This window comes from Pseudomonas veronii, assembly GCF_002028325.1.
Taxonomy (GTDB): domain Bacteria; phylum Pseudomonadota; class Gammaproteobacteria; order Pseudomonadales; family Pseudomonadaceae; genus Aquipseudomonas; species Aquipseudomonas veronii.
Genome location: NZ_CP018420.1, coordinates 2,440,630 through 2,459,040 on the forward strand (window position 1 = coordinate 2,440,630; position 18,411 = coordinate 2,459,040).

The 18,411-nt window shown below is 53.0% G+C and carries 18 protein-coding genes and 2 pseudogenes; 6 read left to right on the forward strand and 14 right to left on the reverse strand.

Going from position 1 to position 18,411, the window contains the following annotated elements; genetic code table 11:
* Positions 1–26: 26 nt before the first annotated feature.
* The 6 genes from PverR02_RS11410 to PverR02_RS32290 all read right to left on the reverse strand — a co-directional run bounded on the left by PverR02_RS11410 (position 27) and on the right by PverR02_RS32290 (position 5,592).
* Entirely contained in the window at positions 27–1,214 is a 1,188-nt protein-coding gene (locus PverR02_RS11410; RefSeq protein WP_079443367.1) for an STY4528 family pathogenicity island replication protein, read from the reverse strand.
* Positions 1,211–1,759, reverse strand: a complete 549-nt coding sequence (locus PverR02_RS11415) for a DUF2857 domain-containing protein (protein ID WP_079443368.1) — start codon at positions 1,757–1,759, stop codon at positions 1,211–1,213. The genes PverR02_RS11410 and PverR02_RS11415 overlap by 4 nt, the downstream gene beginning before the upstream one ends.
* Entirely contained in the window at positions 1,756–3,339 is a 1,584-nt protein-coding gene (locus PverR02_RS11420) for a ParB family protein (RefSeq protein WP_079443369.1), read from the reverse strand. The genes PverR02_RS11415 and PverR02_RS11420 overlap by 4 nt, the downstream gene beginning before the upstream one ends.
* Before the next feature lie 309 nt (positions 3,340–3,648).
* Positions 3,649–4,491 carry a ParA family protein gene (locus PverR02_RS11430; RefSeq protein WP_079443371.1) on the reverse strand — a complete coding sequence of 281 codons (843 nt, stop codon included), beginning with the start codon at positions 4,489–4,491 and terminating at the stop codon, positions 3,649–3,651.
* Between the two features lie 4 nt (positions 4,492–4,495).
* Complete coding sequence (locus tag PverR02_RS11435; protein WP_079443372.1) at positions 4,496–4,726, reverse strand: AlpA family transcriptional regulator; 231 nt, start codon at positions 4,724–4,726, stop codon at positions 4,496–4,498.
* A gap of 110 nt (positions 4,727–4,836) precedes the next feature.
* Entirely contained in the window at positions 4,837–5,592 is a 756-nt protein-coding gene (locus PverR02_RS32290; protein WP_167379482.1) for a hypothetical protein, read from the reverse strand.
* A 172-nt stretch (positions 5,593–5,764) separates the two neighbouring features.
* Here PverR02_RS32290 and PverR02_RS33100 point away from each other — a divergent pair.
* Positions 5,765–5,942: pseudogene (locus PverR02_RS33100) on the forward strand (TraI domain-containing protein); the annotation flags it as partial.
* A 42-nt stretch (positions 5,943–5,984) separates the two neighbouring features.
* Here the strand turns inward: PverR02_RS33100 and PverR02_RS11445 are convergent.
* Both PverR02_RS11445 and PverR02_RS11450 read right to left on the reverse strand, forming a co-directional pair.
* Complete coding sequence (locus PverR02_RS11445) at positions 5,985–7,301, reverse strand: MFS transporter (RefSeq protein WP_079443373.1); 1,317 nt, start codon at positions 7,299–7,301, stop codon at positions 5,985–5,987.
* Positions 7,302–7,347: 46 nt separating this feature from the next.
* Positions 7,348–8,526: a M20 aminoacylase family protein gene (locus PverR02_RS11450; RefSeq protein WP_079445001.1), complete on the reverse strand. Its 1,179-nt coding sequence runs from the start codon at positions 8,524–8,526 to the stop codon at positions 7,348–7,350.
* Positions 8,527–8,815: 289 nt separating this feature from the next.
* On the opposite strand from PverR02_RS11450, the gene PverR02_RS11455 reads away from it, so the two are divergent.
* Positions 8,816–9,769 (forward strand): LysR family transcriptional regulator, encoded by a 954-nt coding sequence (locus PverR02_RS11455; protein WP_079443374.1) that lies wholly within the window; start codon positions 8,816–8,818, stop codon positions 9,767–9,769.
* A 34-nt stretch (positions 9,770–9,803) separates the two neighbouring features.
* On the opposite strand, the gene PverR02_RS11460 is transcribed toward PverR02_RS11455, so the two are convergent.
* A complete protein-coding gene (locus PverR02_RS11460; protein WP_227778833.1) occupies positions 9,804–10,301 on the reverse strand; it encodes a DUF2938 family protein in 498 nt (165 codons plus the stop codon).
* A 93-nt stretch (positions 10,302–10,394) separates the two neighbouring features.
* Positions 10,395–11,054: a metalloregulator ArsR/SmtB family transcription factor gene (locus PverR02_RS11465; RefSeq protein ID WP_079443375.1), complete on the reverse strand. Its 660-nt coding sequence runs from the start codon at positions 11,052–11,054 to the stop codon at positions 10,395–10,397.
* Between the two features lie 628 nt (positions 11,055–11,682).
* Between PverR02_RS11465 and PverR02_RS33240 the strand changes: the two are divergent.
* Positions 11,683–11,877 (forward strand): annotated as a pseudogene (locus PverR02_RS33240) (methyl-accepting chemotaxis protein); the annotation flags it as partial.
* A 314-nt stretch (positions 11,878–12,191) separates the two neighbouring features.
* Here PverR02_RS33240 and PverR02_RS11475 read toward each other — a convergent pair.
* Positions 12,192–13,208, reverse strand: a complete 1,017-nt coding sequence (locus tag PverR02_RS11475; RefSeq protein WP_079443377.1) for an AraC family transcriptional regulator — start codon at positions 13,206–13,208, stop codon at positions 12,192–12,194.
* A gap of 482 nt (positions 13,209–13,690) precedes the next feature.
* On the opposite strand from PverR02_RS11475, the gene PverR02_RS32945 reads away from it, so the two are divergent.
* From PverR02_RS32945 to PverR02_RS11490, 3 genes are all read left to right on the forward strand, one after another.
* Positions 13,691–13,813, forward strand: a complete 123-nt coding sequence (locus tag PverR02_RS32945) for a hypothetical protein (RefSeq protein WP_321572497.1) — start codon at positions 13,691–13,693, stop codon at positions 13,811–13,813.
* 265 nt (positions 13,814–14,078) lie between these two features.
* A complete protein-coding gene (locus PverR02_RS11485) occupies positions 14,079–14,834 on the forward strand; it encodes a class II aldolase/adducin family protein (RefSeq protein ID WP_079443378.1) in 756 nt (251 codons plus the stop codon).
* Positions 14,835–14,945: 111 nt separating this feature from the next.
* The gene (locus PverR02_RS11490) at positions 14,946–15,242 is read left to right on the forward strand and encodes an SCP2 sterol-binding domain-containing protein (protein WP_079443379.1); all 297 of its coding nucleotides are present in this window, start codon (positions 14,946–14,948) and stop codon (positions 15,240–15,242) included.
* Positions 15,243–15,431: 189 nt separating this feature from the next.
* On the opposite strand, the gene PverR02_RS11495 is transcribed toward PverR02_RS11490, so the two are convergent.
* Genes PverR02_RS11495 through PverR02_RS11505 form a run of 3 tightly spaced genes read right to left on the reverse strand, consistent with a single transcriptional unit; the run spans position 15,432 to position 18,402 of the window.
* Positions 15,432–16,250 carry an SDR family NAD(P)-dependent oxidoreductase gene (locus tag PverR02_RS11495; protein WP_079443380.1) on the reverse strand — a complete coding sequence of 273 codons (819 nt, stop codon included), beginning with the start codon at positions 16,248–16,250 and terminating at the stop codon, positions 15,432–15,434.
* Positions 16,251–16,284: 34 nt separating this feature from the next.
* Positions 16,285–17,178, reverse strand: coding sequence for an SMP-30/gluconolactonase/LRE family protein (locus tag PverR02_RS11500; protein WP_227778835.1), 894 nt, complete (start codon positions 17,176–17,178; stop codon positions 16,285–16,287).
* Between the two features lie 33 nt (positions 17,179–17,211).
* On the reverse strand, positions 17,212–18,402 hold the full coding sequence (locus PverR02_RS11505) for an MFS transporter (protein WP_079443381.1): 1,191 nt from the start codon (positions 18,400–18,402) through the stop codon (positions 17,212–17,214).
* Positions 18,403–18,411: the final 9 nt, after the last annotated feature.

Below are 18,411 nucleotides of genomic sequence, written 5' to 3' on the forward strand. Positions count from 1 at the left end.
AGACAGTGATGCCAGTGGCATCAAATCTACTGACGTCCAGAGCGTTTGCTGCGCAGCTGGCGCAGTTCATCCAGACACGCTTGGGCGAGGGCAGAGGCGGGTTCGCCCTTTTTCCTAAGCTGGCGCGGGGGAGCGGGTGGCGGTTCTGCAATGGGTAACGATTCAGCCTGACCTGCCCATGGGCGGAAATCGCCTTTCAACGCCCGCTGTATCAGGCCCATCAGATACGCCGCCGGTTTGCGAACGCTTCCTGCCGCACATCGCGCCCCAGCTTCGTTGAGCACCGCCTGCCGATCCGCTGGTTCCAGCTTGTTCAGCGCCACGGTGACGGCCTGTCGCTCGCTCGGACTCAGGTGCAGCGGATCAGGCCAGTGCAGGTTATCCACTGCTGGGGTCGCGCGCGGTACCGTACAAATACTTTCTTTTAATACAGTACAGGGAGTGTTCGGATTCCGAACGCTGCCGGAAACCTTGGCGTTGAGACCCGGTTCGGAATCCGAACGAGGTCCCGCACGATTCCGAACGGGGTGGCCGCCACCCAGTTCGGAATCGTGTAACGCTTCATCGGTCGCCTGATCCAATCCTTGTTGTGTCCAATGTTCACTCCAACTGTCGAGCCGGGTGGGGAGTCGACCCAGATCGATATCGGTGTCTTGGCGGATTTCTTCCAAAACATGCTGAGCGACAATTCGCACAGCCTTGGTTGCATGATCGAGGGCGTGTCCGACTAGCTCCAGGTAATCCTGATCCAGCTCCATGGCTTCGGCGGGGGTTAACGGTTCATCGTGCAGGACGTACAGAGAACCTTGTAGGCGGCCGCTGAGCTGATCGCGGCCACGACTCACCAAGCTAAGCCAGCGCGTCAATCTAAGCATCATCAAGACGCGAGCGATGGTCTCACGGGAGGCTGACGCACCGTAGGGTACGCTCGACAAGTAAGGTTGCAGATCTTCATAGCGGGGTGTGACCACGCCCTGGCCTTGTAGCATGAGTCGAAATACTTGCCATGCATTACGCTCCAATGGCGTCAGCCGACAATCCAGCAGCAAGCGACGCGGCACGACTTCGTGTGATTGGCCGCTGAACAGAAATCCAGCCTGAAGAGCCTGATTGGAGGGTGGTTCGGTGGTAGGGCGTGCGGGCCAGCGCTCATTTAACTGCTGGCTGCATTGCTGCAGAACACGTTGCCAGCGACTGGACGGGGCAGTGTTCATGTTCCGTTGCTGTAATGGTCGATCTGCTGCCAAACGATGGTCAAGCTGATCTGTTGCTCCTCTGCCAACATCATCATGGCATCGAGCTGATCCTCAGCACCGTCCTCAGCGCGTAGTTGGCACCAACGCTGCCAGAGCGCATGTTCCTGCGCTTCGCTCAAGTTCTGGGGGCGGCCCTTACGGGTTTCTATCTTGAGCAGACGTCGACGCAGGGCGGTTTCCGAGTGCGCCAAGCCGAAGCACTGATACATGATGGTACTGCTAGCACCGAGCTTGAGAGCTCGATTGATCAAACGCTCGTTCTGTTCGTCGCGTTCGGCCTGGTCGATCAACCGATGCAACACCGGCGAATCAATCTTGACCTCAACCCAGGGGACGGTGGCATGGGCCAGGCGTGACAGTGTGGTCGGCGGTAATGATTGCAGCAGGTAGATGTCGTCTTCACCCAGTCCTAGTGCTTTGCAGCGTTGCAGATTACCCAGGCGCAACTCGTGAAGGACCTGGGTCAGCATGGCCTGGTTGAGCACATTGAAGGACAGGTTCATGGCAGCTCCCTTGGTGAATCGTCTTCATGGGTTAGCGTTAAGTCGATCAGGCGCCGGGCTAAGCGAATGAGGCGATACAGTTTGATTAACAAATAGTCGGGCAGTCGCTCCAGTCCTACGTCCACGGCGGGACGATCGGCCAGCGGGAGTTGATAGACCCCCAATAGCAGTTGCCCGAACAGGGCTGAGGGCAATTGCTTGCGATCCTCCCAGCTCACTTCGTCTTGGGCACGCAGCAGGGCCAAGAGCAGTAGGTGAACGCCGGCCGCACGAGGCGCTGCAAGATCAAGTTGCTCGATGCTGAGGGCGAAGCCCAGGCCATGCTTCTGGTCGAAGATGCTCTCGGGATGTCCGGCATAGGCCGCCATTTCCCGAGCCAGGCCGGCAATGGCTAAACGCAGTTGTTCGGGGGTGTCCAGTGTTGGTGCGATAATCCAGATGTCGTCGATCGAACAGGTTGCGACGGTCTTTGCTGATTCGGATGCAGTGGCGCGATCTATCTGTTCGCGGATCTGCTGGACACGTGACGGAGGGCGAGCTGCTGATACGACCTTCTTTTCGGGAAGCGTGAGCTGCTCCTCTCGCTCTGTTTCGGCCTGCGTCCTGGTTTCAGTTGATTTGGAATGCGGCTCGGTGGGGTGAGGCTCGGCCGTGGGCTCATTGACGCTCGGCAGAGAGTTGTTCTCCGGAGGCGTGACGACCACGCCGGGCGTCTGGATAACCCGTTGGGTATCACCCATCTCCAGGGCCAACATGCGGTATGACTGTCCGAGTAAGCGACTCATGCGTTCGAGCAGTTCATCCTGGATTCGCTCAAGGTCGAAGGACTCTGGGTCGGCATCAAATTGCCCTAAGGTGTCGAGCCAAAACTCGGGAAAAGCGATGGCGTCGGTTGGATAACGATTCCAGGTTCGTTCAGCCTGGCTACGCAGACCAATCAGGCGTTCAATTTTTGGTTTTCCCAACCCGGCATACAAGGTTTGTGGAATGGCGGGCAGTAGATGTTCGAGAGTGTCGAGCATCCGACTGATATGCGACTGGGAAATCGGATAGCCTCCAGCGGCAAGACGTCGTGCCAACTCACGTTGCGAGAGTGTTGCTCCCTCTGATTCGAGCATGGTCTTGAGTTTGGTCACTGCCAGAGCACGTTCGATGAAGGTGAGCTGGCCGTGCAGATCGCTTTCAGCAATATGGCCGAGTAGAGCGCTGATTTCATCGGTCCAGGGTCGGAACAGGCAATGGATTCGGAAGAAACGCTCGTCGCGGGTTTCGTGCCACAGCTCGCCAAGAATTGCCAAGCGTGTATTACCGCCGTTGCGGATGATGAAATGGGTTTCACCAGGGCGGCGGGTAATCGGCGGCGGTTGATCCAGCCCGCGCTCACGGATTGAGGCCTTGATGTCGTCATAAAGCGGGTTACGGATGAACCGCGGGTTGTGTTCGTAGGGCCGCAACTGCTCCAGAGTGATCAGCATAGGCGTATCAGTGAGTGGATCGGACAACCGCTCCATTTCTGGACCGTGGGGGAAGTGGTCCTGGTGCAGTTTGCCGGTGATTTCCTCCTGACTGGGCTTCTTCATTGGAAAAGCCTCAGTTAACGCCGGTTACGCAAATGGTCACCGACCTCGAACTTAACGATCTCGGCTGTTGCCGAATCTTCGAAATACCGAGACAGTTCCGCGAGAAACCAACGCATGACCGATCGCCCACGTTGCAGGCGAAACACCACGGTGCAGTATTCCTCGCTAGGTGGATGATCTTGTCGAATGCATGGCTGAACGATGATGGGAAACTGATCCAACATCAAAAGACTCCTCGCCAAACGCTGTTGGCCTCAAGGTTGAACAGTCAAAATGACTTGGCGATAAATACCGTCTTCGGAAATCGTCTCATCGAACCTCTGCACATCTGCTCACCTTAGAGATCGCTTCGCGCCATTCCGGAAACAGTTCAATAGCCAGCGCTTGCATGGTTTCCAAAGGTGAGGGCGAATGTCTTTCACGTGACCGACGCGTTTCGATTCGGTGGACTGGTAGGCCGAGGGAGGCGGCATTCAGATACGCGACTCGATCGGGAATTACGGTATTTAGGACCAAAATGTGAGTAGCCCCAGCGAACGCTTCATGCAGGCCACGGATGATCATACGGGTGTCCACCCGAATGACATTCACCTGGTTCAGCAGTAATCGCAAAGGAGGCGGAGTAATGCCCAGGTGACGAAACGGTTCGAGTTCACTGAGCAGCTTCAAGGTGCCGCGGCCCAGTTCGCGAGCGGCGAGCATTTCCGGCGTGATGGGCGATACAGCGAGATCGGAGGCCAGTAGCGCCATCTCCAGCAGCACGCTACGTGCACCCTGAGTGTCGATCAAAAGCAGGTCATAACGGGAGCGGAAATTGTCCAGCAAATTGCGCAGCCGTAATCGCCCGTCAGGGGCGTGCAGCAGTAATGTACTTAACCGGCCCTGACCGTCGTTGGAGATGATCAGGTCGAGCCCGGCAATCACGGTCCTGGAAACAATCTGTACAGGCGTTGTTAAGTTGAGTGCAATGAGCTCGTACGCGCCAGCGACAGCTTTCTGGTGTAAGGCGTAATAGCTGGAGAGGGTGGGTTGGCTATCTAGGTCGAGCAGTAGGACGCGTAGACCAGCATCCGCCAGCAGACCGCCGAGATTGGCGGCTACTGTGGTTTTGCCTACGCCACCTTTAGTGGAAACCACCGATACCACGCGCATAGCATCAGCTCTGCTGCGCCAAGCGCTCAGTGATCCACTGTTCGATCTCCAGCGAGTCCCAGCCTACGGCGCGCAGTCCAATGCGTTTGGCTTGAGGGAATTGACCTTCCTTCATCAAGTTGTAGATATGCGCACGCTTGAAGCCGGTTTTTCGCTCCACCTCCTCGCGTCGCATGATGTGACGATCGGACGATTGCTGTGGTTGAGACGCGGTCGGAAGGGCTTGCGTTTGCATGGTTGTCACTCCTTGGCACCGGATGGCGCATGGTGGGAAACGACCTGAATTGAATAGCAGAAAAGTGGGGGAGTCATTGCATTGCAATCGATGGGACTGCAGTGCAATGGCTACTGTTTAGCTTGTGAAAGACTACGTCTACCTGCCGCGAATTTTTCGTCTAGTGAGCGCTTGCTCAGCCCTGCAACACCGTCATAGTGCGCGGTGATAGAGTCAACAATGGATGCTTGGCTGTCGAATATTGAATGCCGTCTTCCCGATTTAGACGATCCCAGCAAGGTATTAATAAGTGCACCAATGACATTCAGAAAGCTCACTTTGCTTTGATCACTGAGATGTTTTTTATTGTCGACCAGTATGCGTAAGCTTTCACGCTCCAGTCCTGCTTCGGCGAGTTCGGTTGTTAGAGTTTGAAGTGCCGCTTCGGTTGCTTTTAGCTGCACCTGCAGCGCATCCCTGTCCGCCTGCAATACGAGATAAGTCCCATATCGGATATATTCCTTGTCGGATAGCGCCAAGCTAAAGAGAAACGAGGGGCGCTGGTCTGGATGGTGATGAATCATCCACCACTTTAAGTCAGAATGTCTGATTGTCAGCACCCGGAGGTCAACAGGGGTACCGGATGCGACTGAGGTACCGAAGGCACCATAACGCAGCTCATGATTGCGTATAGCATCCAGAATTTTTTCAGTGTTGGAATGTAAACACGGCCACTGGGGGAATGTGACCGCAAGTAGATCAGGGCGGTCCCAGGCTGCCTCGAGTATCTGAGTTTCGAACGCCATTAAATTGCACCAGCGTATCGCTACATCAATGGGACGGTAGAACAATTTTGCATGTGGATTAAAACTATTCTGAATATCCATAGGGATAGCCTCTATTAGAGGGTAGGCCCGCCAGGTACCGAATTAATATCGATCCACGATCTAGCTTCCGTGCGGGTGATATCCTCTGTAAAACTGAATATTAAGGGCTCGGTTCTCTATAAAAAATTTACGTGATTAGCAGTGTTAAAATTGTGTGCCCGTTGAGCTGAACGATGCTCTTTGGCTCATAGCAAGACCGTCACTGATAGATCAAGAATCTTACTGCTGTCGCAGTCGATTGAGGGGATCTCTTCGCTCAAGATCGTCATGTTTGACGAACTCCAGCCCCATGGCTTGGTTGAGTTTATACCAGAAGTAAGCCTGTCTGGGTTGCACTCGTCGTTCAGGGGCTGGTACGAACTTTGTCTTTGCCAACTTTGATATTTACTGAATTAACCAAGTGGTTTTCCAGCTGTTTCCTTAACCATCATCAACCCTGCCAGCGTAAAGCATAGGCAAAACATCACATAGATTGCTGGCGCGTTGTTGTTTTCGGTCAATCCAATGAGCCCCGTTGCAAAAAACTGAGCAAACCCTCCGAATATCGATACCCCCAAGCAATAAACAGTTGATAGCCCGGTAGCGCGAATCGTACGCGGGAATAGTTCAGTAATCATCACAACCGTAGGCACAATGATGAATACCAACAGTATGGAACTCAGTACCGAAACTGTTAGCAGCGTCCCTAAGGTCGGATATTGGTTCATTAGCATAAAAGAAGGATAGATTAGTACCATCATCGGGATGCTGCCCAACACAATAGTGCGTCGGCGACCGATACGATCACTGAGCCGGCCGACCCAAATTGACAGGCATATCTGGACCAGCGCGCCTAGACAAGAGGCCCCGGTACCCATCGCCAGGGGTAAATGCAGCACAGTAACGGTGTAGCTGGTCATGTAATCCAGAACGGTATAGGCAGAGGCAGTGCTGCCAATCACCAGCATCACTCCGGCCAACAGCATGCGTCGATAACGGGTAAATATCAGGCGAATACCGGGTACTGCTGCGTCAGCCTGCGGCAAAGCAACAGCGGTTTCCTCAAGATGGCGACGAATATAAATCCCAACAGGTATCACTAGGATGCCAAGTAAAAATGGTAGGCGCCAACCCCAACTCTCCAGAGCTTCAACCGGCAGAAAAACGCTAAGGGCCAAAGCAACTAGGGCGCCGAGAAGGAAGCTCAAAGCTTGGCTAAATAACTGCCAGCTAGCATAAAAGCCACGATTGTGATCGTCGGCGTACTCCATCAGCATCGCCGTGGAGGCACCTACTTCGCCGCCGATAGCAAATCCCTGTATCAGTCGCGCCAGCACAATCATGATGGGAGCAGCAACACCGATTTGAGCAAAGGTGGGAGTAACAGCAAACATGAACGCTCCCAACGCCATTAGCATCAATGTTAAAATCATAGCTGGTTTTCGACCGACCCGATCAGCATAGGAGCCAAGTATCAGGCCGCCAATCGGACGCATAACAAAACCAACTCCGAAGGTGGCTAGAGCTAGCAACAATTGGCCAAGGGTATCTTCTACCGGGAAAAACTGACGACCAATTAATGTGGCAAAAAAACTGTAGACAGTGAAATCATAAAACTCAAGACCAGAGCCAATCGTGATTGCGGCAATCGCGCGCGCGCGGACCGGGTGCCGGGCACTAACATAAACAGCGGATTCAGTACCAACTGATCGGGGGATAGACACGGACATAGGATGAGCTCCTAGCAGTAGTGGGTAGAGTTAAACTTGGTGAAAATCAGACTAAGAAGCTTTCAACCAAACGTACCCAGTAGCTGGCGCCGATTCCCAGGCAGCTATCGTTAAAGTCATAGCCAGGGTTATGCACCATGCATTCACCCTGCCCATCACCATTGCCCATGAATAAGTAACTGCCAGGGCAATGTTGTAGCATCACAGCAAAGTCCTCGCTTCCTGCAATCGGCGCCATATCGGGAATTAGCCCTTCCTCCCCCAGCCAATCAACGGCCACTTGACGAGCGAAGGCCGTGCTGTCGATATCGTTGATTAGAGGCGGAAAGTGCTCGCCGTCGTGAACCTCGACACTGGCACTCGCGCCGAAACTCGCTGCTTGAGATTGCGCAACGGTGATAATACGACTGATCAATTGATCGCGTACTTCCAACTTCAGTGCACGTACGCTCAATTGCAGCACTGCATGATCGGGGATGACATTGGGCGCGTCACCTGCATGGAACGAACCAACTGTGACCACTGCGGTGTCGAGTGGATCGACATTGCGCGACACGATGCTCTGCAACGCCATCACGATGGCCGCACCGGCCAGTACCGGATCAGTTGCCTTGTGCGGAATACCACCGTGCCCCCCGACACCTTCGATGCGAATGGTCACGGTATCGCTTGACGCTAGGAACGGGCCGGCTCGGAAGCCGAACTTTCCCGCAGGCAGCCCGGGCATATTGTGCATCGCGAACAATGCATCGCAAGGAAACAGCTCCAGTAACCCGTCATTCAGCATTCGCTGGGCGCCGCCATCACCTTCTTCGGCTGGTTGAAAGATCACCACCAGCGAACCATCAAACTGTCGGCTACTAGCTAAATATTTCGCTGCTGCCAAAAGCATCGCAGTATGACCATCGTGACCACACGCATGCATCACGCCTTCGTGGCGGCTGGAATATGGCAATCCAGTCTGTTCTAAGATAGGTAGCGCATCCATATCGGCACGCAAGCCAATCATCTTACGACCTTTGCCATGACTCAAACATCCCACGACACCCGTTTCTCCAAGGCCGCGCCGCACCTCAAAGCCCCACTCATGCAGCTTACTCGCTACCAAATCAGACGTTGCAAACTCCTTGAAGCCCAACTCCGGATTGGAATGGATATGTCTGCGCAGTGCTATCATCTCGTCTTCAATCGCGCGGATTCCGGGTAGCACGGGCTGATAGGTCATCTTCTTCACCATATTATTGTCAATAGTTGCCGTAATAGGCAGTTAATGGCGTGTTGACTCGCATTCTCAGGCGGTCAAGGGCTCCTTCATGAGCGTATTCAATATGTACGCATTTCGGCAGTCTCAAAAAATGGTTGCTGAAAACCTATGGTTTACACCTAGAATACAAATTCGGAAGTAGCATACGAGCTGTTGCCTAACTTATTACGGCATAGCAGCAGCTTGCCGACAGAGGTAAAAATCGTATGACTGTAAACTCTAATTGTGGAAGCAAGGATAGGGGCGATCGATGAAACTGAATCAGTTACGCGCACTGGTGATGACCGCCGACTGTGGAAGCATCCGTGCGGCCGCGCGTAAGCTAGCGGTATCTCAGACGGCAGTGGCCAAGGCACTGCGAGAATTAGAGGAGCATTTACAACTACCGTTATTGGTTCGAAATGCCAGTGGTGTAGTGTTAACTCGTTACGGTCAATCACTACTGCAGCATGCTCGGCAGATGCTTTGTCAACTTGAGCGCGCGCGCCTAGAGCTTTCGCACCTGAGCAACAAAGCCGAAGGTCAATTGCGCCTGGGGATCTCGCCTTGGATGGGCCTGACCCTTCTTCCCGAAGTTGTCACCCTGTTCCGCGAACGGATGCCAAGAGTGCGCTTGGAAATCTTCGAGGGGTTGATGGCCGTGGCGTTGCCCCGACTGCGCGACGGTACGATGGAGTTTGCAGTTGGCTTGGTCTCTGCATCGCTACCACGTCCGGAATTTGTTAGCGACCCTTTGTTTGCCTACCAGATGAGTGTGGTCGCCCGTCACGATCATCCTCTGCGAGCCAGCCGTTCCATCCATGAACTTCTCGAGCAGGATTGGGTTGTCAACTACCCGGACGCAAGCCATGATGTTCTGATGACTGAAATATTCTGGCAACATGGCGCGCATATCGATGTTCAGCGGATTCAAAGAGTGCAATCGGTCCAACTAACGCTATCATTAGTTGCGCAGACCGATATGCTCAGCTACTTTCCACGACCAATACTCACCGTCCCGATGTTTAGCGATCGAGTTCAATGTCTGGAGTTGATCGAGACCAATGAGAAAGATATCATCGGAATCGTTACCCCACGCAACGCCCAGCTGGGTGTGGCAGCGCAGTGCTTCGTCGACTGCCTGACACAGGTGATTCGCCGGCGTGCCCGCTCGGCGAATATGGAGGATGTCCGGCTTTTTGATACGCTGGACCTATTGATCTAAGTATATGCACTGCATACCGTGATACGGTGTTCCTTTAGTTAACTGACCAGGTTTTAGATGTAACAAGTGCTACTAAATACAACCCCATCCCGAATATTCCGTGCCCCACGAACTGAATCACTCGAATATAAGTGGAGTTTGGCATGTTCGCACTTGCAACTCCCCCCCCCATTGCCGGAGACATCAAGAACCAGCCAGCCAAAATTGTGACAAAGCCGACGATAAGGGCAGGAAATAAAGTAGGACGGCGGGCCCAGTCCATACCCCAGATTGCGATCAGTATAGCTGCATAAATAATCCCAATCAGATAATGCATTGTCCAGCCAACCGCATTTTCCGCCGGCATCTCAGCCGCCGCGCTAATGTCGATATGGATGAATTGACCTTTCGTCATGTAGCTAAACCATCTGCCTGGCATAGCCCAATTTGGATTAGGTAGCGCCAAGATAAATGCAACTAGCCTTCCCCATATATCGTAAATAGCAGTGGCACCAACCCCAATTGCAATGCTACGTAACATAAACTCAATCATTTATCGCTCCCCTTTAATTTTGACTACTTCCACGCCACAAATAAATAAAACCAACTAGTACAAGTTTATCGATAGCAGTCTCCAGCAACTTAATTATGGCATGGGAGCCACGGCCAAACCTGCAATCGTCCATTCAGCCAGGTCGCTGTCTAAGCGACGTGCCCTGAATCCAAACGCCTGCAGCGCCGCCACTGCCTCAAAGGACAGGATGCAATGAGCGCCGCGGCAGTAGGCAATGATTTCTCGACCTGATTCAAACTTACCAAGATGGGTTTGAAGGTCACTCAGAGGTATGTTTATAGCTCCTGCGATGTGGCCAGTCGCATACTCGTTTTCGGGCCGTACATCTATCACGGTAACCAAGCCTTCACGCAGCCTTGCTACAAGTTCATCTCGGGAAATTGGCTCCAGGAGTTCCTGTGCACGCAAATAATCAGAACGCAGCTGACCAATAATTGACGCATGCCGCTCACGTACGGCGCGCAAGACCGTTACCAGCGCGCTGTATTCCGTAATGCTGCTGAGACTGTAAAAAATCTGCTTACCACGGCGCTCCGGATCGACGAAACCGCTGCGGCGCAGGATCTGCAAATGCCGGGATGTATTAGACATCGTTAGACCTGTTCGCCTGGCCAGCTCATCCACACTCAAAGGGCCGCCTCGCAGTAGTTCTAGCAGTTGCAATCGATGCGCATGTGCAAGCGCATTCGCGCATTCGGCCAAGGCACCTGTGTCAGAAAATGTAGAATACAATGTTAATACCCTTGATCATTTGCGCATTTGATTGATTGTATAAACATCTCTCAAGAAATACAAGGTGGGGTGCCTTCATATTGCTCCATTCGTCGATCGCGTCCGTCCGAGCGTTATTTTGACAAAGACAAACATTTCCGTCCCCCAAAAAACCGAGGTGTTATCTGTAATTGAACTTCGGACTCTTATAAAACTTGTCCTCTTCAAACCTACTCGCGCACTGTGACGTCTTGATGGCTGAGTGGTTTACAGTCACTAGAGAGAATGTTGGTATGACACCTTTTATTTGCTAATGTGCCCGAGAAGATGAGTTGGTTGCTAGAAAGTAATTAACTTAATATTTGCTCTGTGCCTGCGATTAAATAGCTGAAAAATATGCTGAAACTAACGAATTGTGAATGGCTTGCCATGTGCAACTCACCGAGCGCTATCCTATCGTGATGCGCAGAGTGTCCGTTTAAATCCAGGAGTAGCCGTTTATACTACCCAAACGAGGCCTCCCAATAAGTGTATCAACAGACCGTGATCGGCGGGAGCAGTGTGCGTCACGCATCCGAGCGTATAACACTTTCTTGGCGTACAACCTTGCCGAAATCCGTAGAGGCATTCTAGGTCTATGCAATGAAAACAGTCCATCGGCCAAATCCTTGGCGTCATCCGAGCCGTCGCCGAGCAAATCACTCTACTGGCACTGAACGCTGCGATCGAATTGGCGCGGGCGGGTGAACAAGGACATAGTTCTGCGTTAGTGGGAGAGGAAGTCCGCGGTCTGGCCCTGCGAACTCAGGCCGCCACCCTGCAATTTGAAGGTCTGATAACTGGCTTCAAAGATATAGTCCGCCACTGCACATTACGAACAAACGACTGCTGTAATGACAGCCGGCACACCGTCGAAGTGACCAGGAGGCGTTGGCGGTCTTTGCCGAAATCGCCACTGAGGTGAACACAATTAAACGGATGAGTCTAAGTATAGCGAGTGCCACTCAGGAGCAGAGTCGCCAATCGACTGATACCCGTTAGGCAAAATCCTCTATCCCTATCTACGTAAGCAAGATTTGATATGAGTTTAGATCAGCCCTCAACATCGCCCCTAAAGGTTGGGATTCGGGTGGGCTTTTTCGTTGCGATCAGAGTATGTCATTCGGCTTGCCGTGGGCCATGCCCCGTCCATCGTTTGAAAGCCCTCCGAAAATTATGGGCATCACTGAAACCTACTTCATAGGCCACTTCGTCAATAGTCATACGCGGGTTGTTTAGTAATATGAGCGCGCGATTCATGCGGATCTGATCCAGTATATTTTGGTAAGACTGCCCTTGGTCTGCCAAGCGTCGTCGTAAGGTTCTGTCACTCATGCACAACTGTGCTGCGACAGCCGCGAGGGCTGGCGTCTGGCGAAGATCACGACGGATGATTCGTTCTATAGATTCGATAAACTCATCCTCCGTCGATTGGTGGGCAATGGTCATTTGTAGAAACGCCAAGGCCTGACGATGACTGAGTGGATCGTAAGTGGCAATCCTCTTGTCAGCCCAACGTGCTTCACAGGTAAACAGGTTTTCCTTCTGCTCATAGCGTATAGGACATCTAAATACCTGATCATAATGAGCTGCGTAGGGAGGTTTCGAGTAATTTAAATTGATAGAGGTAGGGTTGAAGGTATCTCCCACCAGAGCACGCACCAAGTTCAGAAAAATACCGAAGGTTTCTTCGATCAGAAATGTTTGGATATCAGGTTCGTGGAACATACTATTTGCACGAATCGACATGTATTTTTCGCTATCGACTCGGTCAAGTTGCAGAAGAGTACCAGCATGACTCTGCATTTTTAGGCCTAGGTTAATTGCTTCATCGAGTGTCGGACTGGTAAGCATTGCGTATCCCACTAGTCCAATTGAACCGATGGTTTCATTGGTTCCTATATCAAGCCCCAATCCGCGATCTCGACCCTTGGTCAATTCCAAGGCCCGTCGAATCATTGACGCGGCTTGACGAAATGAAACGCGACAGTCTGGATTTGAAAGGTCACTGGTATCGAACCCTAACCCCATGCATAAGCGCGTCGGATCAATACCAAAATCCTTGCTCATTCCGGTAAGGCAGCGCAAAAGATAAACATGCAAATTTGCTGTTGTATAACGAGCAGAACCATCCATCAAGCTTTCCCTTTATTTTTCTGTTTCTAAAGTCTTAGCGGTGTTTTGTCCAAATATCTACGACTTTTTGCGTCGTCTTGGTCAAGCTAAAAACAACAGGTCAGCTTCCCCGGTTGCTCGTTTTTTTGACTCGCGCTGTGGCGCCTAGTGGCCATTCCAGCCCCATTTCCGTTCCTGTATACCCTCAACAGGCTTAGCGTCGTAGCCTTAGTATTGATTCACCACGTTCCATAACAGAAACCTGCTTGACAGGTCTTCTAGAGAAAATAGCCATGTAGTCAAAGACCTCTGTTTGCGTTCGTATCGCTAGTATTAGCCGGTTAACTGCCTCAGTGGGCTTGCTCTGGCCTGCGACGATGAATCCAAACCTGTTCCGTTCGATGCCAAAGCTACCAGCGTGATACCAGTGGATAAAGCTCTCGCGCAAATTTACGACAACCAGTTGCAAAGCTTGTCATGCCAATCCTGCCTCCGGTGCGCCGCTGGTAGGCGATGCCAAGGCTTGGGCGCCTAGGATGCCCAAGGTGTCGACACTCTGCTGGATCATTAAAGGCTATAAGAGCATGCCGCCGATGGGGCTTTACGTGCAGTGCTTGGAAGAATAGTTCTTGGCGCTGACTGCTTTCATGTCCAGTAAAAAATTCCAATAACACCACTGGGGGTAATTTGTATGACTATGGGTCTTTCACGACGTCAGCTGTTTCAGCGTGCTGCTGTGGCGGATGTCTTCGTAGCTGTGATCGATGCTGACCCGAAATGACTCTCGGCTGTCCGTTTGAGCGACAGGGAAGCCTTTGGTCTCGTTTTATGCTTACCGCGTAGAACTTACGTGAACAGCACAATAAGAACCGAAATGGTAAGGAGATTCAAATGGACATGCCTTCGCTGAAGGAGGAGGTAAGTGAGCAAGAGTGGCAGCTGCGATGCGATTTGGCGGCATGCTATCGATTGGTTGCTTTGTATGGTTGGACGGATCTGGTGTTCACTCACATTAGTGCTCGTGTCCCGGGGCCAGATCACCATTTCTTGATCAATCCCTATGGGCTTCTTTTTGAAGAAGTCACGGCTTCTTCCTTGGTGCTGGTAGATCAGGAGGGCAACCAGGTTCGTGAGTCTGGATTTAATGTGAATCGCGCGGGTTTTGTGATCCACAGCGCCGTTCATGCCCTGCGTACCGACGTTCAGTGCGTGCTGCATACTCACACTCGGGCAGGTGTGGCTGTCAGTGCCCAGCGGGCAGGCCTGCTGGCCGTGTCGCAGCAGGCTTCGTTCGTGCTCACCGGCCTCGGCTATCACGATTACGAAGGCGTTGCTCTGCATGACGACGAGAAGCCGCGACTTCAGGACGATCTGGGACTGCACAGTTTCCTGATGTTGCGCAACCATGGGCTGCTCACTGTCGGCCGAACCATCGCAGACGCATTTCTGGCGATGTACATGTTTGAAAGCGCGTGCCAGATCCAGGTTTCTGCCCAGGCAGGTGGCGATTTGCTCTCGATTGATCCGCAGATTCTTAAGGGCGTGGCTGACGCGGCCCGTGTGCAAACTGAGGGGTTGGGTGGCGCCTTTGTCTGGCCGGCACTGTTGCGCAAGCTTGATCGTCTGGATACCAGCTACAAGAACTAATTTGCTCTTTTGCATGAAGTGCAATTCAAACAGCCGGACTTACGTCCGGAGAATTATATCCATTCCTCCCGACCGTCCTCGGCTGGGAACATCTCATATTGGAGTTTCAAGATGGAATACCTCACTGAAGTCACCGAAAAGTTCAAATCATCTATCACCAGCGGTCCTACTCCTGGTAGCAGTCTGAAAGTCAATCTCAAGGATATAGGGTTCATTTCCGTTTCGGGTACGACCGTGACGAACGATGATATCGACGCCGACACGACCATTGTCATTTCGCGCAAGGATTTCGAAAGCTTAGTCGCTGGTAAGTTGAACGCGCCAGTGGCGTTCATGCAGGGTAAAATCAAGATCAAGGGCGATCCGGGCGCTGCATTACAATGGCTGCCGGTGTTTCAGCGAGGTTGATGGTTGATAGTTAGCCGAAGCTATGACGATTGTTATCGTCATGGCTTGCGAGCGGGTCAGCTCAGTAAAGGTGGAAAGCTGCAGCTTCAATAGTTAGCGTCATGACGATCGAGTGGATTGCATTGAGTCCTCCCTGGCTTTCGTCATATCGAGGGGGAAGTCCTTGTCAAGGGCTTCCCTTTTTGGAGTTTAAAGGGGAGCTTCTGCTCGCCTTGCCTGTAAAGCCTGCTTGCCAATTTGTTCCATGGTGTCGAACAGATTGCGCATTTTCTTCGGGTCGGTGCCCAGCATTCTAATCGCGCGGGCTTGTTCGGGTGGCATAAACACTTCTACGGCTTTTTTCTTGATGGCCTTGAACAGTGTTTCGGCGACGAACTCGGGTGTGACCGAGTCGGTAGCAAAGGCAAATGACGAGGCGTCATCTTGTGCTTCCTGTTCCAGCATCGGGGTTTCCGTTGAGGTTGGGTGAAGGATGGTGAAGTTCACAGGCCCGTGACGTTCCTCCAGAGCGAGCGCATGGTGAAAAGCTCGCAGCGCCTGTTTCGAAGCTCCATAACTGGCGATGCCGGGGAACGGCATGAATGCAGTCATGCTGCATACCGTCACGATGTGGCCGTGGCCTTGCTCGGTAAAATGCTTAAGTGTCGCCAGGGTGCCGGTGAGGGGGCCCATGAAGTTGGTGTTGAGTGTCCGCTGGTGTTGTTCCAGAGAGACGTCCCGGGCGTAACCGGGGCAAACGATGGCCGCATTGTTGATGAGAATGTCGAGCTGACCAAACTGCTTAAGGGTTGCGTCGATAGCTTGCTCCCATTGTTTAGCCGAACAGATATCCAGCCCAATGGCGCGGGCCTTTTCACCTAGAGAGGTGGCTAACGCGCTGGCCCCTTTAAGGTTGATGTCCGCCAGCATCACGCTGTAGCCCAATGAAATTGCATGTTTTGCACTTGCGGCGCCAATACCGCTGGCGGCGCCGGTCAGCAAGATAACCTGTGGTTTTTTATTCTTCATAGTGTTGTTCCTGTCGCTACCACAAGTGGATAGATCAGTTGGAGGGGAATGAAGCGGGTTGTCCGAATTTGCAGATCGGGACGCCTTGAACGTCGATGTAGCAAGAGAGCAATGTCCCTGCTTGTTCCTGGTCGTCTACTTCCACCGTGAGTGAAGTGACGAAAAGGGTACGGCCATCGATACCGCCGAAACAGGGCATGGTGGTGCCGATCACGGGCATTTGGAGGCTGCGCAGCAATTCGCCCTGAGGAGAAATCTGGTTGATCATTCCTCGGTAAATTCCCGCGCTCCAGTAGTTTCCTTCAATATCCACCGTGCCACCGTCAGGCCAACCGGTTTGCTCGTAGTCGAGTGAGATCAGCACCCGAGGATTTGAAATCTCGCCACTGACGGGGTTGAAGTCATAAGCGTTTATCGCAGCGCTGATACCGTCGGTGTGATAGAGCGTTCGGTGATCCGGGCTCCAGGCCAATCCGTTTGAGACGAACAGGTTGTCCATTACCAGAGTGGACTGGCCGTCGGGCGTCACACGGTAGAGCGCACCTGTGGTGTTGATGCTGTTCTGGTCCATGCTGCCGACCCAGAAGCAGCCGTCGGGACCAACCTTGCCATCGTTAAGGCGATTGTCCGGACGGTCGGGTTCCGGATTGACCAGGAACTGAAGCTCATGGGTCTTCGGATCGAATAGATGCACACCAGACTTGAGGCCCGCGATGATCCGGTTATCGTGGGTCAGACCGATGCAACCAATCGGAGAGGGCATATCAAAGCGCGTTAGTTCGTGGGTAATCGGATCGAAACTGAAAAGAGCCGGTGCATCGATATCGACGAACCACAGCACTTGACGTGCGACGTCCCAGAGCGGGCTTTCTCCCAATTTGAAAGGCACATCGGTGCAGACGGTAATCGAGGGTTCTATGGTGTTCACGGATCAATCTTCCTGATGGAGTAAGAGAGTGGATCAGCCGGGTATTTTTTGAGTCAGTGCGTGTGTCTCCTGGGTACTGCTGCCGCGCAGTGACAGCCAGACAAAGGGCAGCGCAAGTGCGATACCCAGGCCTAGTCCGTAGGAGAACGGGACGCCACCAAATTGAGCGAAGAGCGATCCGGCCACTGCGGTGCCGACACCGGCACCGACGAACGTCACGACAACACCCCATGCTACAAGTGAGCCATCGGGATCGACTTCGGAAAGCAGCCCCGTCATGAACGGAATGATCACGAAGAAAGAGCAGTTGAGCGCCAGCTGGCTCAGGAAATACGCCCAGCCGTCGGTGACGCGAAAGAACCAGATAATCGAACCTATCAAGCCTAGCTGTGCGAGCCAGATGATTGCCAGTCGATGCGTGTGACTGACGCGCAGTGAAGGGATGATTGCGCCGGCGAATCCCAGCAGAGAGGACACCGACAGTAGGATGCCAATCATGGAGGGCGAAAGCCCTACGTGGTTTCCAACGATGCCCGAGACCGCCCATTGGGACGCCTGAATGCCATAGACTAATCCAGTGACTGTCCATATGGTCAGCACCAGGCGAATCGGCACGCGTTTGCAAGAGCGAGATTGAACCGATTGACTGGTAAACCGGTCAATTCCTCGGATCGCAGGAGCCGCCAGCACTGCGACGCCGAGTAGAAGCAGGAACAGCCAGCGCCCCAACCAGCTCTCAGGCAGATACGAAATGGCCACCAGAATGCTGCCGTTGATAGCCCCCGCGAGCAGATTGATTTTGCCCCAGAGTTGGTCGGCCGAGACACGCTGGGAGATGCCAGCAGCGACGATGACGAACAGAATGCCTTCGCAAATACCAGTCAAACCGCGGGCAAGACCAATAGCTGTGATGGTTGTGGCCAGTGCGCTAAGAGTTTGACCGCAGATGGTCCCGACGAGGGCAATCAGAGTGTAACTGCGCGCCGCTCGGGCAATCCAGCGCGGCATAAAGGCACAACTGAGGGCCACCCCGAGTATTTCCACGCCGGCAATTTGCGTTGCGATGCTCTCGTCGAGCTGAAATTGCAACATGACAGCGGCGACCAGGAAGGGTGTTAAAACAAGCCCGCTCGTGGCCAGAGAGTAGGCGAGGGCCAGTCTTATAACCTCACTTGAACTTAGCTCAGGACGCATGGATGGCGTTGCAGCTAGAGCTGATTTCATCGATTCACC

What these genes read in the sequence shown, in the direction of transcription:
- PverR02_RS11430 (WP_079443371.1), bottom strand. Translation starts at nt 4,491, where the DNA reads ATGCGCGTGGTATCGGTGGTTTCCACTAAAGGTGGCGTAGGCAAAACC.
- PverR02_RS11505 (WP_079443381.1), bottom strand. Translation starts at nt 18,402, where the DNA reads ATGAAATCAGCTCTAGCTGCAACGCCATCCATGCGTCCTGAGCTAAGT.
- PverR02_RS11410 (WP_079443367.1), bottom strand. Translation starts at nt 1,214, where the DNA reads ATGAACACTGCCCCGTCCAGTCGCTGGCAACGTGTTCTGCAGCAATGC.
- PverR02_RS32290 (WP_167379482.1), bottom strand. Translation starts at nt 5,592, where the DNA reads ATGGATATTCAGAATAGTTTTAATCCACATGCAAAATTGTTCTACCGT.
- PverR02_RS11475 (WP_079443377.1), bottom strand. Translation starts at nt 13,208, where the DNA reads ATGGATGGTTCTGCTCGTTATACAACAGCAAATTTGCATGTTTATCTT.
- PverR02_RS11490 (WP_079443379.1), top strand. Translation starts at nt 14,946, where the DNA reads ATGGAATACCTCACTGAAGTCACCGAAAAGTTCAAATCATCTATCACC.
- PverR02_RS11485 (WP_079443378.1), top strand. Translation starts at nt 14,079, where the DNA reads ATGGACATGCCTTCGCTGAAGGAGGAGGTAAGTGAGCAAGAGTGGCAG.
- PverR02_RS11415 (WP_079443368.1), bottom strand. Translation starts at nt 1,759, where the DNA reads ATGAACCTGTCCTTCAATGTGCTCAACCAGGCCATGCTGACCCAGGTC.
- PverR02_RS11495 (WP_079443380.1), bottom strand. Translation starts at nt 16,250, where the DNA reads ATGAAGAATAAAAAACCACAGGTTATCTTGCTGACCGGCGCCGCCAGC.
- PverR02_RS11435 (WP_079443372.1), bottom strand. Translation starts at nt 4,726, where the DNA reads ATGCAAACGCAAGCCCTTCCGACCGCGTCTCAACCACAGCAATCGTCC.
- PverR02_RS11455 (WP_079443374.1), top strand. Translation starts at nt 8,816, where the DNA reads ATGAAACTGAATCAGTTACGCGCACTGGTGATGACCGCCGACTGTGGA.
- PverR02_RS11420 (WP_079443369.1), bottom strand. Translation starts at nt 3,339, where the DNA reads ATGAAGAAGCCCAGTCAGGAGGAAATCACCGGCAAACTGCACCAGGAC.
- PverR02_RS11445 (WP_079443373.1), bottom strand. Translation starts at nt 7,301, where the DNA reads ATGTCCGTGTCTATCCCCCGATCAGTTGGTACTGAATCCGCTGTTTAT.
- PverR02_RS11450 (WP_079445001.1), bottom strand. Translation starts at nt 8,526, where the DNA reads ATGACCTATCAGCCCGTGCTACCCGGAATCCGCGCGATTGAAGACGAG.
- PverR02_RS11460 (WP_227778833.1), bottom strand. Translation starts at nt 10,301, where the DNA reads ATGATTGAGTTTATGTTACGTAGCATTGCAATTGGGGTTGGTGCCACT.